This is a genomic window from Cellvibrio sp. GW822-FHT04B05 (assembly GCF_058800985.1).
The window spans coordinates 304,450-316,816 of record NZ_JBXAMU010000003.1 but is presented as its reverse complement, the minus strand read 5'-3'; the positions used below and the strand labels follow the sequence as shown (position 1 = coordinate 316,816).

The window sequence follows — 12,367 nt, the reverse complement described above, 5'->3', positions numbered from 1 at the left end:
AATCTTAATAGTTTTTATCCCGCCGAGAAAAAATATTTTTCTGTGTGTGGCTGTAATTTCTCGATATCCAATCCGCGCAACAGCCAATCAAACTGTTCACGCGTCAGGGGTAATACGTCATCACCTTTACGTGGCCATTTGAATTTATCCTTCTCCAGTCACTTGTACCACAAACAAAAACCTGTTTTGTCCCAGTACAGGATTTTGATTTTGTTGCGACCACGGCAACCAAACACAAACAGTGCGGAGGAAAATACATCCAGTGCCATGGATTCCTGTACCAACAGGCTCAATCCATTAATGGATTTGCGAAAATCTACCGGTTGCCGATGGACATACACTGGTACATCGCCCCACTGGATCATGCCAGCTCCCGGAGCAATTGGGCCAGCCATGCTGAGGGTGGCAATGTGTCGAATACCAGTTTGCCAGCATGACAGTGAATAGCCAGTGAGGCTGCCAGCGCATCTGCAACAACACTCTGCGGTTCCGGTGTCACATGTGCCCGCACAAAACCGGATTCGATTTCACCGGACGTCCATCCCAATTGTTTGCGGCGCAGGCTGAAGTACTTGGGGCACAGGTTATTCTGTTTACAAAACTCTGCTGCCGATACACCGCTGGTATCGTGCTGCGAAAATAGGTCTTGCCATTGTTCATTGCTACGTTTTTTCATAAAGCCTCTGATGTAAAAAAGAGGCTGTACGCTAGTGGGAAATGACTGGCAGAGATAGGGTGTAGTTGGTTAGGTGCTTACACTCCATTGAAAAATTGTCTCTTAAATGAACAGTTAAACCTTGTTATTTCGCTCCTCAAAAGACACCATCGCAAGTCAAATATCCCATTTCCAATGAATGTTTCTAGAGCGTAATATGTCTGTTGATAAGATCTTGGTTGAAATGTTAAACGGCGCCAAAGAACACGGTGTTCCCGGTTTAGTTGTTTTAGCTATTGTAATTATTTTCCTAAAATTTTCAGATAGGATTAGTCGACATCGCGCACGTCTCCAATTTTCAGCATTTGTGATTGCTGTGTTTTTAATATGGTCGTTTAGCCTTCCATCCCAGCTGCCATACCGTGAAGAAAAAGGCCAAATTGCGTCCAATGAAATCACTGAAGAAAAGGCACAAGCAGTAATAAGTCTAATTGAATCCGCAGTGCGTGATAAGGACGCCGAAAAACTTCTTTCTGTTTTTGATAGCAACGCAAAAATTTCTATCGAAAAAGAAGATGGAAAAACTAAGATTTTTTCTAAGTTGGATTATAAAGCGTACGCTACCCTCGCATTTAGTCTCCCTTCAACTTACCAAACACAAAAAGTTAAAGACTCTATACAGGTTTCGAACGATGGCGGATTGGTTACAGTGACGCCTCTTTTTTTTGAACGAGCAACTGTAGGTGTAATTTCGAGCAATTCGTTGTCAAATCAAATTACGACAATCGAAATGAGAAAAGGTGTACCAGTGGTAACCGCAGTCAGTGCTAAGATATTGCAAAGTGAAACTTTCAAGAATCCACAAAAAACAATCTAACTTTTCTCTCATCAACTAGTCGTACTGGCGACCAGCTAGAGTTCCTTCGAGCTCCAAAAGTATTGCTGGGGGAAGCAAACCCCAACATACTTCGAAATAGATTGACCACCTTGGTTCTTAATAAATTTAAACGGCATGTAAAGAAGTAACTGGCCCTCGCTTGATTTCAGTTCCCACTGCAAGGAAGTAGGCCATACCTCGTTATTAGTCCTAAGGTGTCCCACTATAATTGATCCATTTAAATCGGCGAGGGAGGTATAAGCGGAATTAACATTTGCACCTTTGATAAGTTCCATCAGCATGACCGCAGGATCAAAATCAGTTTCGGTAGTTTCTCCACCCACGTAATAAAATCTTTCTACCTTAGCAACTTCTTCTTTTTTATCGTATATAGAGTCGTCAGGCTCTTGATAGGCTTGAAAGAGTTTTTCGGCTGAGGAGGGAGGTATGAATAACCGAACACTTCATCCTCGTCGCATTGCTGGTGAAAACTATCGAAGTCAATTCCTATAGGTAAGTCAGTTACACGCTTGGAATATATTTTAACCTGTACCGTGACCTCAGAGTTCGAAACTTTTTGAGGCTCACTATGAAAGTTCGCTTTAAGTCTACTCTCACCCCAATTGATTCTAGTGGCCATTTTTCGAGAGTTATCATCGAAAATTTTTGCGCCTTCATTTCTTCATATATGTTGAAACCTGAGGCGAGCATAAGCATTGGAATTGACCTATCCCCAATCTCAGTACCACTTCAAGGATGAGATTTCCATGTTAAGCCGCCAGCTTCGCGAACGCCACTGGCGACAAATAATTTAGTGAACTGTGTGGTCTTTCATGGTTGTAGTGAGTCCGCCATAAATCAATTTCATAACGCGTTTCTTCAATCGTCCGGAACCAATGCAGATTCAAACATTCGTTCCGGAATTTGCCATTAACACTTTCAACAAATGCATTTTGGGTAGGCTTGCCTGGTTGTATAAACCCCAGCCCAACTCTCGATTCTTTACTCCAGAAAAACATCGCCTTGCTGGTAAATTCAGTACCGTTGTCGCAAACAATTCGGCCAGGTGCTCCGCGTGCCTCAATAAGCTGGTTTAAAAAGCGTGTTACCTGATAGCCACTGATTGAAAACATAACCAATTGCCCGATCATCTCGAGTGAGAAATCATCAATCACATTGAGTACTCGAAAGCGGCGTCCATTAGCTAATTGGTCATACACAAAATCCATTGACCACCTTTCATTCACTCGTGTTAACACAGCCACTGGTTGCCGTGGTCGCTGGAGGCGCTTTCGTTTTTTCGTGCGCACTTGCAAGCCTTCACTGCGGTAAAGGCGGTAGGTTCGCTTTTTATTAACAACCAGTCCGTCTCGCCGCAACAGGTTATGCAGCATCAAATAACCGTACTTGGGATATTGCACAGCCAATGCCTTTAGCTGATCGCGAAGATCTTCATCATTGCCTTTGGTTGATGAGTAGCGATGCGAGCTTCGGCTGATACCAATTAACTTACAGGCTGTGCGCTCACTCAATTTATGCTCAGTGATTAGGTGGCCTACCATTTGACGTTTGCCTGTAGGCTTTACCACTTTTTTGAAATCACGTCCTTGAGCGCTTCAACCTCCAGCAGCTTTTCAGCCAAAATTCGCTTGAGTTTATTGTTCTCAAGCTCTAAATCTTTCATGCGTTTGGCTTCGTTGACTTCCATCCCGGCATACTTGCTGCGCCAGTTGTAGAACGTGCCGACAAATATCGTCAACTTTGACGCCCGCCTCATGATCTTTGATGGCTTTGATGATTTGCTCTTCGGTGTAACGCTTTTTCATAATGAGATCTCCTTGGGGTTAGGATAATTGGAAATCTCATCGTCGTCATGGCCTAGGTTTTGGGGGAAAGGTCATGGCTTTATGAGGACGATTGCAATTGGTAAAACCCCTCCGGGGCATGGAGTGTTGAAAGTGCCATGCCAAACATGTTTTAACGTTATGCAAAAAACGGGGATTAATAATTAATGTCTTTAGATGATTTAATTGATGAGATAGTTTCTATTACATCCAACAGATATGAAGTTTGTATATTGTTGTTATTGAGGTTTCTATCTTTAATAAAAAGCGTATGCCCTGAAGTGGGAACTCAGGGCATACATGTCGCCCAAAAGTACTGGGTTGAAATGTCAGTCAATCAAATTGACTTGGACAGGGCGAGAGTGAATTGTTGGAGTTATTTGGATGACAACTCAGCTGCCACCAATATTGAGGAGGATGAGTTTTGTGCAGTTAGAGCAGTTATCTGCGTTTTATATCCTGAATTGCAAGAATCAAATGATGAATTATTATGTTGGTTTTTTAATTTATTAAACTCTATATATAAAGATGAGGATAAGCTGATAAAAGATTTATCAAAAATTACGAAAGAATTTGCACTTGATTATAATTAGGCTGGTTAGCACTTTCGAAGTGACATCTTATACATAGGTTCGATTTTACCTTTATTCCATCTATAATAAGCTCTTATTCCTGTAGCTCCATACACAGAAATATTAATTAACTACTTGAAAGATACATCCAACTTTTCCAATGAGTTTGTCGTTTATGGCACTGGAAAGGGGTTGCCTCGCGGGATAGAATCGCTTAGCTTTGGGTCAGAATGGTTAATCTGACCACAATTGAGCAATGCCAACGGGGAAATTTATGGGATTGGGAGAAAAACTCAAAGCACAATTGGTGCACTGGCTCAACACCCACAATTGGGAATACAACGAATGGGTCTACGCTGCGATTGTTGCAGGTATTTTTCTTGTTACAGCGGTGGTACTGCATTTTTTCTTGCACACGGTCATTTTACGCGCTTTTAAGCGTAGTGCCGATAAAAGCCAGTTGCCTTGGGGTATAGCGCTTCATAAACACCATCTACTCAAGCGTATTGCACTCGTTTTCCAAGGCTTTGTGTTCTTGGTACAAGTGCGCATCTGGCTACCCAAAGATGAAGAAATTACCACGTTGGCAACAACAATGGCCTATTTGTGGATACTCTTTTATTTACTGCTATCGCTATTCGCACTGCTTAATTTTTTGGAGGAAATATTTAAACCGGAGAGCAGTAAACGCAACATTCCCATTCGCGGAATTGTTCAAAGTATTAAACTCATTACAGCATTCATCACCTTTATTTTTGTAATCTCTATATTGATTGGTAAATCACCCATCATTTTGTTTAGCGGTTTGGGTGCAATGACCGCCGTTTTGCTGCTGGTTTTTAAAGATGCGATTCTCGGTTTTGTTGCCGGCATCCAACTCTCTGCAAATGAAATGCTCGCGCTTGGCGATTGGCTTGAAATGCCGAAATACGGTGCGGATGGCTCGGTAGTCGATATCAGTTTGACGACGGTAAAAGTGCGCAATTGGGATAACACCATCACCACTATTCCCGCCTACGCGTTGATCGCAGACTCGTTTAAAAATTGGCGCGGGATGAGCGAGTCCGGCGGACGGAGGATCAAACGTGCTATTTTTATCGATGCGACCAGCGTAAAGTTTTTGCAGCCGGACGATATTGTTCGCCTGCGTCGCGCAGCATTATTGAGCGATTATATCGAGAAAAAAATCGCCGAAATTGAATCCGAAAACCAACAGGCTGGCGTTGACTTAAGCTCACTGGTGAATGGACGAAGGCTCACTAACTTGGGAACATTTCGCGCCTACCTGATCGCTTATCTTCGCCAGCATAAATCCATTCATACCAGTATGACCCAAATTGTTCGCCAGCTCGCACCTGAGCCAACCGGTATTCCGCTGGAGATATATGCATTCTCAAAAGATACCGGCTGGGTTAATTACGAGTCGATCCAATCGGATATTTTTGACCACATTTTTGCGATATTGCCTGAGTTCGGCTTGCGGGTTTATCAATCCCCTTCTGGCTACGACATGCAAAACATAGGCGCACACACGGTGGCGGCCCACTCCGACTAAAATCTGCACAACTATGGGCGAAATTGCCTCACTGGTGCCTTTCGGCACCTTGAAGTTAATCGCCGTCACCCCCACATTCGCGCCTACACCATAGTAGGCAACCAGGACTGATCGGGTTATGAGCGAACTTTTTATCCTGCAGAACCAAGACAAACTCTTTCTCGGCCGACAAAATAACTGGCTGGACGGGCGCGATTTGGCCGCCCTGTATAAGACGGCGCATAAAGATGAAGCGATTAACCAGATGTTCGAGGCCAGCTCGAAAGACTACAAACAGCGTATTAAAGTGATTAGCTGCAGCCCCAACGAAAAAGGATTGCCGCTCATCGACCCGGAAATAATGCCCGAGCCGTTGCCTAAGGCGGGTAAGGATTTATTTGAAACGCCGGAGCAGGATAATGTCGCTACCAGCGCAGCAGATGAGCCAGCGCCTCAGGGCGACTTGTCCTAAACTTTGCCAATCGTCGCCCTTGCGGCCTACCTGATTGCTCTTGCAGCTAAAGGAACCTGAAGTGTCTGTATCTCAAGGTCTATCTCAAGGTATTGGGCGTGAACTGCTCGCCGCCTTTACCGAACCTGCTAACAACGCCAGTTTGCGCGGAATCCTGCGCGGGCTGGAAAAAGAAAGCCTGCGCGTTACGCCGGAAGGCACCCTGGCGCAAACCGATCATCCGCAAACGCTCGGCTCGGCACTTACCCATCCGCATATCACCACTGACTACAGCGAAGCCCTGCTCGAATTTATTACTGAACCCTTCGCCGATGTCGAACACTTGCTGACACAGTTGGATGATATCCATCGCTTCACCTACCACCAGCTTGCCCGTAACCGTGAACGCCTCTGGCCGGCAAGCATGCCGTGTATCCTCGGCAGCGATGATGAGATTCCCGTCGCGCGCTACGGCAGCTCCAATAGCGGCAAAATGAAAACTGTCTATCGCATTGGCCTTGGCCATCGCTATGGCCGCTCCATGCAAACCATCGCCGGCATCCACTACAACTTCAGCCTGCCCGACGATTTTTGGCGTGTGCTGCAAACACAGGGTGGCAACCAGCAATCGCTACAGGATTTTAAAACCGAGCGCTATTTTGGTTTAATCCGCAATTTCCGCCGCAACTTCTGGCTACTGATTTATTTATTCGGCGCATCACCGGCAGTCTGTGCCTGCTTTGTCAACAATCGCGCGCACAAATTGCAACCATTCCCCGCCGCTGAACAAACCATGTATTTGCCCTATGCGACATCACTGCGCATGGGCGATTTGGGTTACCAAAGCGATGCACAAAAAACGCTGGTGGTAAATTACAACAACCTGAATGATTATTTAAAAACCCTGTGCGGTGCGATTACGCAAAGCCATCCGGCTTACGAGCAAATCGGCGTAAAAGATGCTGAAGGAAATTACCAACAACTCAACAGCAGTTTGTTGCAAATCGAAAATGAATTTTATTCGAGCATCCGCCCCAAGCGCACTACCGAGCGCGGCGAAACGGCATTGCAAGCATTGCGTTTGCGCGGTGTGGAATATGTGGAAGTACGCTGCGTCGATTTGAACCCCTACGAACCGCTGGGTATTACTATCGAGCAAATGCAGGTGATGGATGCATTTTTGCTTTACTGTTTGCTGAGTGAAAGTCCGGAAACTGACGAGCGCGAATTTTACCAGGGTCAGGAAAACCAAAAACGCATTGTGAATAGCGGGCGCGATCCAGCATTGGAATTACTGCGCGGCGATCACACGATTAGCATGCGCAGCTGGGCCGACGAAATTTTGCAGGGCAGCAACGCGTGCGCCGAATTGCTCGACCGGGCCAAAGGCGGTGATGCCTATCGCCAGGCGCTGGAACTGCAGTTGGCAAAAATCAAGGATGCAGAATTAACACCTTCCGCACGCGTATTGCGCGATATGACCAGCGCAAAGCAAAGTTTTTATGCGCACACGCTCGCACTGGCGGAACAACATCGCGCTCATTTTGCAGCACATGAATTGGATGCAAATAGATACACAGAGTTTGTGCAGATGAGCGAGCAATCGCTGCATGCGCAAGAAAAATTGGAAACCGGACAGCACATGGATTTTGACGGATATTTGGAAAAATATTATTCCCAGTATCGCGGTTGCAATTGTGAGAATTAATAGCTGCGAGAATTAATGCAGAGGGATAGAGCAGTTGCCTGGTGGGCAACTGCTACAAAGCTTACTTCTGTACTGATTATTTTTGTACTACAAAATTATTGAAGAATAAATCGGACGCAGGACCTTTCACTGGTTTTACATCAGCAGCGGAGGGAAGTGCCGGTGTTGCGTCGACATGATCAACTGCATTCACCTCATCGTTTTTAGGTTCGGCACTTTTGTGTGCATCAGATTCTGCTTTTTTATCGCTGCCTTTCTTGTCATCTGCACCGTGTTTGTCGTCGTGACCATCAACACTGTGGCCTTCCACTTTCAATAGCGCCTTATTAATTTCCGCTAACGCATACACACGCAGATACTCTTTACCTTCCGCCGTGCTGATGATCTCTTCGGTTTGCGCACTGAAGATACTGATCAAGCGATCGCGAATCAGCGGCAGGTGGTGCATCACTTCCGTCGCATCCGCGCCCGTTTCCGTGCGCAGCGATAGCTCTGCTTTGATAAAACGCGCTTTACCCGGCCCGCCATAATTCACCACCAGCGCCGGCTCGATGGCAATGTAATTCACGCCCTCGGCGACCTTGGGACCACCGCCACTGGCGAGCGCCGGTAAGGCTGCCAACGCCATCAGTGCAATAAAATAGTTAACCGCCACTTTCATACTTACTCCACACACCTGAACTTGCGCAACATTCTGCGCTCCAACTGACGCGATAATCGCACTTGTCCAAAGCATAGACCACTCCGCTTGATGTACGCGATTTTTTACCCTGCTGGCGGCCTCGCGCAGCCGAAAATTGCTGGCTCTGGCACCGGATTATTGCTTACCATAGACCGCGAAATTAATCGGTCACCACATTATAAGCAGTACCCACTTTTAAGGATTCACTATGATCCCCAGTGTTCGCAAAACCAACTTCCTTATTTTTATCGTCTGTACGTTAATGATGCTCGCTGCTGCCTACATGGAGCATGTGATGAAAATGATTCCCTGCTCACTTTGTATTACCCAGCGCGGCTTTGTTGTGCTCACCGGATTACTGGCTCTTGCGGCAGCACTGCATAATCCAGCGCCTATTGGTCGCCGCGTTTACGCCACCCTTGGCATTGCCAGCGCCATTCTCGGTGCCTGTTTTGCAGGTCGCCAACTCTGGTTGCAAAGTTTGCCGGCCGACCAGGTGCCAGCCTGCGGACCGGGCCTCGCTTATATGTTCGAAGTTTTCCCTTTTATGGATGCGCTGAAGCTGCTACTGCAAGGTGATGGTAATTGCGCCCATGTGGATAAAATCCTCGGTCTTAGCCTCGCGGCTTGGACATTCATCGCGTTTATTGGCCTTGCTGGCGTGAATCTTTACCAAGTGTTGCGCAAGCGCGACAAACTGGCCTAGGTGTCTTGCCCTGATGGAAGAGATGGCCTATTGTGGCAACTCAAAACCAACAGCAGTATGTTTATGTTTTTCTGGGGCCGATGAGCGGCTCCCTTAAAGACCGACTGCGCAGAGACACGCATAGGATTACCGGATGTTAGAGAATTGCAAAACTGCCAAAGAGCGCTGGGGCGGCGTCAGTGAAATTATTGATCGTTGGCTGGAAGAACGTCAGGCAATGCTGGTGCAATATTGTGCACTGAGCGGATTGGACCAGGATTTAAGTGATTTGCAGCGCGGCGAGAAATTGCGCAGCTTCTGCCAGATTTTGGTGGATTATGTATCTGCCGGGCATTTTGAAGTTTACGATCAGTTAATCAAAGAAGGGCGCGAATTCGAGGATGCCGATGCCCTGCAGGAAGCCGGCAAGCTCTACGACACTATTGATACCACTACCGAAAAGCTGCTCGACTTTAATGACAAATACCTGGAAACCGACGACGTTAGCTCTTTAAGCGCTGACTTGTCACATTTGGGCGAAGCACTGGAAGTTCGCTTCAGCGCCGAAGACCGCCTTATTTCGGTATTGCATACCTCGCACAAAGACCTCGTTAGCTAAGCCTTGTGCATACCGGGCTTGGCATAAAGCACTGGCGTTAAGTCCGGCCATAAAAAAACCCGCATTACGCGGGTTTTTTTATGGGGTGTAGATCAGTTGCGATCCTTACTTCTTCGATGCAGCTTCTGGCGCTTTAATTTCCAGCAATTCAACTTCGAAAATCAAAGTTGATGACGGCGGGATTGGACCTTGACCGCCAGCACCGTAAGCCAATTCTGACGGGATTACGATTTCCCATTTAGAACCTTGTGGCATCAATTGCAGAGCTTCAGTCCAACCTGGAATTACACCGTCCAGAGGGAAAGTAGCTGGTTGGCCATTTTTGATGGAGCTATCGAATTCGGTACCGTTAATCAACTTACCAACATAGTTAACAGTAACAGTGTCAGTTGCTTTTGGCTTGGCACCTTTACCTTCGGTGATCACTTTGTACTGCAAGCCGCTAGCAGTAGTGGTCACACCTTCTTTCGCTTTGTTTTCATCGAGGAATTTTTTGCCTTCAGCAATATTGGTTTCGCTCAGCTTCTTTTGTTCTTCTTCTTGTTTAGCCATGGCTTTTTGCTGAACTTCTTGCATGATCTTCTGCATATCTTCTTCGCTGATACGTGACTCTTTACCGTCACGAATATCAGTCAGCGCCAACGCCAGTGAATCAGGCTCAATGGTCAGGCCGCCGTTTTGCAGGTTTTTACCCAGGTTTTGGCCAATGATGTAGTTCGCTTTTTGCTCCAGGGTAGCCAGCTTGGCGCTGTCATCAACTGGTTTTGCTTCTTCTTTGTTGCAGCCAATCAGGCCAGCAGTAGCAGCCATCAGGCCAACAACCAATAAACGTTTGTTAAACATAATGCACCTTATTAGTAATCATTGATTTGTAATCGTTGTCTGTATGAAGCAAGCGTACCGCTCGCTTGGTCCTAGCCGACACCTTACTGCGGCGCCAGAGCAGGCGGCAATGGTATACCAACTACAGCCAAAAGTGCGCGTTTTTAGCGCCAACCCCCGCTAAACAGTCGACCAAAGTGTGTACTGCCTCCCCATTTACTACAAGGCGCACAAAGTTGCCTGACAACAGAACCGATTCAGACTGCGCACGATTCACAAAGTTCAGACCCAATCCAACAATACAGGCATACACTTTTTTGCGATGCACAGCTACAATTCGCCCGAAATACAACGACAGTTTGCTGTGCTACCCATTATTCTTTTCCAACGCTTTTTTCATACAGGTATTTTTTATGGCCGCCCCCAAAACTCCAAAAAATTCGATTGCCGAATTGGAACAAGAAATCGCCAAACTCAGTGCTGCACTGGACAAAGCGCGCGCACAAGAATTAACTGCTGCTGAAAAAGCAGTGGCAGCAGAACAAAAGGCCTTGGCAAGCGCCAGGAAAAAAGCAGCGGATTTGGCAGCAAAAGAGAGTAAGACCCCTGCCGCCAAAGCGCGCCTGAGCCAAGCTAAAAAAGACTTGGCTGTGCAGACAAAAGCGGTTGCAAGTGCACAAGCTTCATTGGACCAATTAAAATCAGCGCAAGCATCTGCCAAAGAAATCGCCAAAGCGGTTGCCGAACAACTCAAAGGAAAAACCAAAAAAGCGGCCAAAACCATCAAAGCAAAACTGCCCAAGGCGGAAGTCGCTGAAACTGCAGCAGCAAAAAAGGCAGTTAAAAAAGCGGCGCCTGTTGAAAGTAAAACAGTTGCATCCGCAACGACTGCAACGGCAAAACCCAAGGCTGCAAGAACAAAAGCCAAAGTAAAATCAGAAGCAAAACCTGAAGTGAAGCAGCCGGAAGCAAGTGCAGTGGCAGCGGTAGCACCAGCACAACCAAAAGCAGCACCGAAGAAAACCGTTGCGAAAAAAGCGCCTGCAAAGAAACCGGAACTGAAAACAGAAGCCACACCAGCGCCAGTTGTTGAGGCAGCTGAAGTAGTTGATGCGCCCTTGCCCGGTGAAGTTCCACCGGCGGTAGAAACTCCTGCAGTGGTAGAAACCCCAGCAGTAGAAACGCCGAAAGTAGAAAACAATAAAGTGGAAACTAATGTCGAATCGCCTGTAGTGGAGAATACCCGCCTCCCCTTCGATGACGATAAAGGCTCACTTAACTAAATAGTATGTACACCTAAATCGGGCGCCATGGGCGCCCTTTTTATTGCCAAAAAATAAATTCAAAGCAACACAATAAGAGCACCAATTAACTAGACGCTTCCTGGTGCTGATAAATCTGCCTCATCACCAAGCAATTTCAGCAATTGTGTGATTGCCACATCGGTGACACTCATGTGCTGCAAATAAAAACGCACATTGCTCCAATCCGCAGGGGAATTTGCGCTGGACTTACCATTGTCATTCCAACTTGGCACAAGCGCTTCCAACCAGCATTGCAATTGTTTTTCTGCCAATAATTCGGCTTGTTTAATCTGCGTGCGCACCGCTTCAATCCCTTCATCAGCGACGCCAAATTCGACCTTCATCCTGCGTCGTAGATGTCGCAGGGGAACCACGTAATGCTCATCCCAACCGCGGATACGTTTTTGCGCATTGTGCAGGCGTGCGGCATCCACCATCAGGCCGCGCGCATCCAGCCACGCGCACCACAGCAATAGATTGACGTTGACTCCCTGCTCATCCTGCAAATGCAGGCAAATATCGGCAACACCGGGGCGTGTATAGCGTTCGAGGGAGAACTTCCACAAACCAGGACAAGAAACAGAGGGAGCAGTTTGCATAACAAAATCCGCTAG

Annotated in this window: 14 protein-coding genes and 1 pseudogene; 8 read left to right on the top strand and 7 right to left on the bottom strand. The window is 46.7% G+C overall.

Annotated features, from left to right (window positions below):
* Positions 1–14: 14 nt before the first annotated feature.
* Together tnpB and tnpA are read right to left on the bottom strand one after the other, a co-directional pair.
* Positions 15–365, bottom strand: a pseudogene (gene tnpB / locus AC1RJL_RS11285) (IS66 family insertion sequence element accessory protein TnpB).
* Positions 362–676: an IS66 family insertion sequence element accessory protein TnpA gene (gene tnpA, locus AC1RJL_RS11280; RefSeq protein WP_492913990.1), complete on the bottom strand. Its 315-nt coding sequence runs from the start codon at positions 674–676 to the stop codon at positions 362–364. The pseudogene tnpB and the gene tnpA overlap by 4 nt, the downstream one beginning before the upstream one ends.
* A 196-nt stretch (positions 677–872) precedes the next feature.
* Here tnpA and AC1RJL_RS11275 point away from each other — a divergent pair, with 196 nt between their 5' ends.
* Positions 873–1,532 (top strand): hypothetical protein, encoded by a 660-nt coding sequence (locus AC1RJL_RS11275; protein WP_492913988.1) that lies wholly within the window; start codon positions 873–875, stop codon positions 1,530–1,532.
* Between the two features lie 770 nt (positions 1,533–2,302).
* Here AC1RJL_RS11275 and AC1RJL_RS11270 read toward each other — a convergent pair.
* Both AC1RJL_RS11270 and AC1RJL_RS11265 read right to left on the bottom strand, forming a co-directional pair.
* Positions 2,303–3,094, bottom strand: coding sequence for an IS3 family transposase (locus tag AC1RJL_RS11270; RefSeq protein ID WP_492913986.1), 792 nt, complete (start codon positions 3,092–3,094; stop codon positions 2,303–2,305).
* A 20-nt stretch (positions 3,095–3,114) separates the two neighbouring features.
* Positions 3,115–3,309, bottom strand: coding sequence for a transposase (locus AC1RJL_RS11265; protein ID WP_492913984.1), 195 nt, complete (start codon positions 3,307–3,309; stop codon positions 3,115–3,117).
* Positions 3,310–3,543: 234 nt separating this feature from the next.
* On the opposite strand from AC1RJL_RS11265, the gene AC1RJL_RS11260 reads away from it, so the two are divergent.
* The 4 genes from AC1RJL_RS11260 to gshA all read left to right on the top strand — a co-directional run bounded on the left by AC1RJL_RS11260 (position 3,544) and on the right by gshA (position 7,641).
* Positions 3,544–3,969, top strand: coding sequence for a hypothetical protein (locus AC1RJL_RS11260; RefSeq protein WP_492913983.1), 426 nt, complete (start codon positions 3,544–3,546; stop codon positions 3,967–3,969).
* A gap of 253 nt (positions 3,970–4,222) precedes the next feature.
* The gene (locus tag AC1RJL_RS11255) at positions 4,223–5,503 is read left to right on the top strand and encodes a mechanosensitive ion channel family protein (RefSeq protein WP_492913980.1); all 1,281 of its coding nucleotides are present in this window, start codon (positions 4,223–4,225) and stop codon (positions 5,501–5,503) included.
* 118 nt (positions 5,504–5,621) lie between these two features.
* On the top strand, positions 5,622–5,954 hold the full coding sequence (locus AC1RJL_RS11250; RefSeq protein ID WP_492913979.1) for a hypothetical protein: 333 nt from the start codon (positions 5,622–5,624) through the stop codon (positions 5,952–5,954).
* Between the two features lie 61 nt (positions 5,955–6,015).
* Positions 6,016–7,641, top strand: coding sequence for a glutamate--cysteine ligase (gene gshA, locus AC1RJL_RS11245; RefSeq protein WP_492913977.1), 1,626 nt, complete (start codon positions 6,016–6,018; stop codon positions 7,639–7,641).
* A gap of 76 nt (positions 7,642–7,717) precedes the next feature.
* Here gshA and AC1RJL_RS11240 read toward each other — a convergent pair whose 3' ends face one another.
* On the bottom strand, positions 7,718–8,377 hold the full coding sequence (locus AC1RJL_RS11240) for a flagellar basal body-associated FliL family protein (RefSeq protein ID WP_492913976.1): 660 nt from the start codon (positions 8,375–8,377) through the stop codon (positions 7,718–7,720).
* Between the two features lie 154 nt (positions 8,378–8,531).
* Between AC1RJL_RS11240 and AC1RJL_RS11235 the strand changes: the two genes are divergently transcribed.
* Complete coding sequence (locus AC1RJL_RS11235; RefSeq protein ID WP_492913974.1) at positions 8,532–9,029, top strand: disulfide bond formation protein B; 498 nt, start codon at positions 8,532–8,534, stop codon at positions 9,027–9,029.
* Positions 9,030–9,162: 133 nt separating this feature from the next.
* Positions 9,163–9,627, top strand: coding sequence for a sigma D regulator (rsd, locus tag AC1RJL_RS11230; protein WP_492913971.1), 465 nt, complete (start codon positions 9,163–9,165; stop codon positions 9,625–9,627).
* Positions 9,628–9,732: 105 nt separating this feature from the next.
* Here the strand turns inward: rsd and bamJ are convergent, their stop codons facing one another.
* Entirely contained in the window at positions 9,733–10,470 is a 738-nt protein-coding gene (bamJ, locus tag AC1RJL_RS11225) for a BamJ family beta-barrel-assembly machinery protein (protein ID WP_492913970.1), read from the bottom strand.
* Between the two features lie 392 nt (positions 10,471–10,862).
* On the opposite strand from bamJ, the gene AC1RJL_RS11220 reads away from it, so the two are divergent.
* Positions 10,863–11,732, top strand: coding sequence for a hypothetical protein (locus AC1RJL_RS11220; RefSeq protein WP_492913967.1), 870 nt, complete (start codon positions 10,863–10,865; stop codon positions 11,730–11,732).
* An 89-nt stretch (positions 11,733–11,821) separates the two neighbouring features.
* On the opposite strand, the gene AC1RJL_RS11215 is transcribed toward AC1RJL_RS11220, so the two are convergent.
* Positions 11,822–12,352: a TIGR02444 family protein gene (locus AC1RJL_RS11215; RefSeq protein ID WP_492913965.1), complete on the bottom strand. Its 531-nt coding sequence runs from the start codon at positions 12,350–12,352 to the stop codon at positions 11,822–11,824.
* Positions 12,353–12,367: the final 15 nt, after the last annotated feature.

What these genes read in the sequence shown, in the direction of transcription:
- tnpA (WP_492913990.1), bottom strand. Translation starts at nt 676, where the DNA reads ATGAAAAAACGTAGCAATGAACAATGGCAAGACCTATTTTCGCAGCAC.
- AC1RJL_RS11275 (WP_492913988.1), top strand. Translation starts at nt 873, where the DNA reads ATGTCTGTTGATAAGATCTTGGTTGAAATGTTAAACGGCGCCAAAGAA.
- AC1RJL_RS11270 (WP_492913986.1), bottom strand. Translation starts at nt 3,094, where the DNA reads ATGGTAGGCCACCTAATCACTGAGCATAAATTGAGTGAGCGCACAGCC.
- AC1RJL_RS11265 (WP_492913984.1), bottom strand. Translation starts at nt 3,309, where the DNA reads ATGAGGCGGGCGTCAAAGTTGACGATATTTGTCGGCACGTTCTACAAC.
- AC1RJL_RS11260 (WP_492913983.1), top strand. Translation starts at nt 3,544, where the DNA reads ATGTCTTTAGATGATTTAATTGATGAGATAGTTTCTATTACATCCAAC.
- AC1RJL_RS11255 (WP_492913980.1), top strand. Translation starts at nt 4,223, where the DNA reads ATGGGATTGGGAGAAAAACTCAAAGCACAATTGGTGCACTGGCTCAAC.
- AC1RJL_RS11250 (WP_492913979.1), top strand. Translation starts at nt 5,622, where the DNA reads ATGAGCGAACTTTTTATCCTGCAGAACCAAGACAAACTCTTTCTCGGC.
- AC1RJL_RS11240 (WP_492913976.1), bottom strand. Translation starts at nt 8,377, where the DNA reads ATGCTTTGGACAAGTGCGATTATCGCGTCAGTTGGAGCGCAGAATGTT.
- AC1RJL_RS11235 (WP_492913974.1), top strand. Translation starts at nt 8,532, where the DNA reads ATGATCCCCAGTGTTCGCAAAACCAACTTCCTTATTTTTATCGTCTGT.
- rsd (WP_492913971.1), top strand. Translation starts at nt 9,163, where the DNA reads ATGTTAGAGAATTGCAAAACTGCCAAAGAGCGCTGGGGCGGCGTCAGT.
- bamJ (WP_492913970.1), bottom strand. Translation starts at nt 10,470, where the DNA reads ATGTTTAACAAACGTTTATTGGTTGTTGGCCTGATGGCTGCTACTGCT.
- AC1RJL_RS11220 (WP_492913967.1), top strand. Translation starts at nt 10,863, where the DNA reads ATGGCCGCCCCCAAAACTCCAAAAAATTCGATTGCCGAATTGGAACAA.
- AC1RJL_RS11215 (WP_492913965.1), bottom strand. Translation starts at nt 12,352, where the DNA reads ATGCAAACTGCTCCCTCTGTTTCTTGTCCTGGTTTGTGGAAGTTCTCC.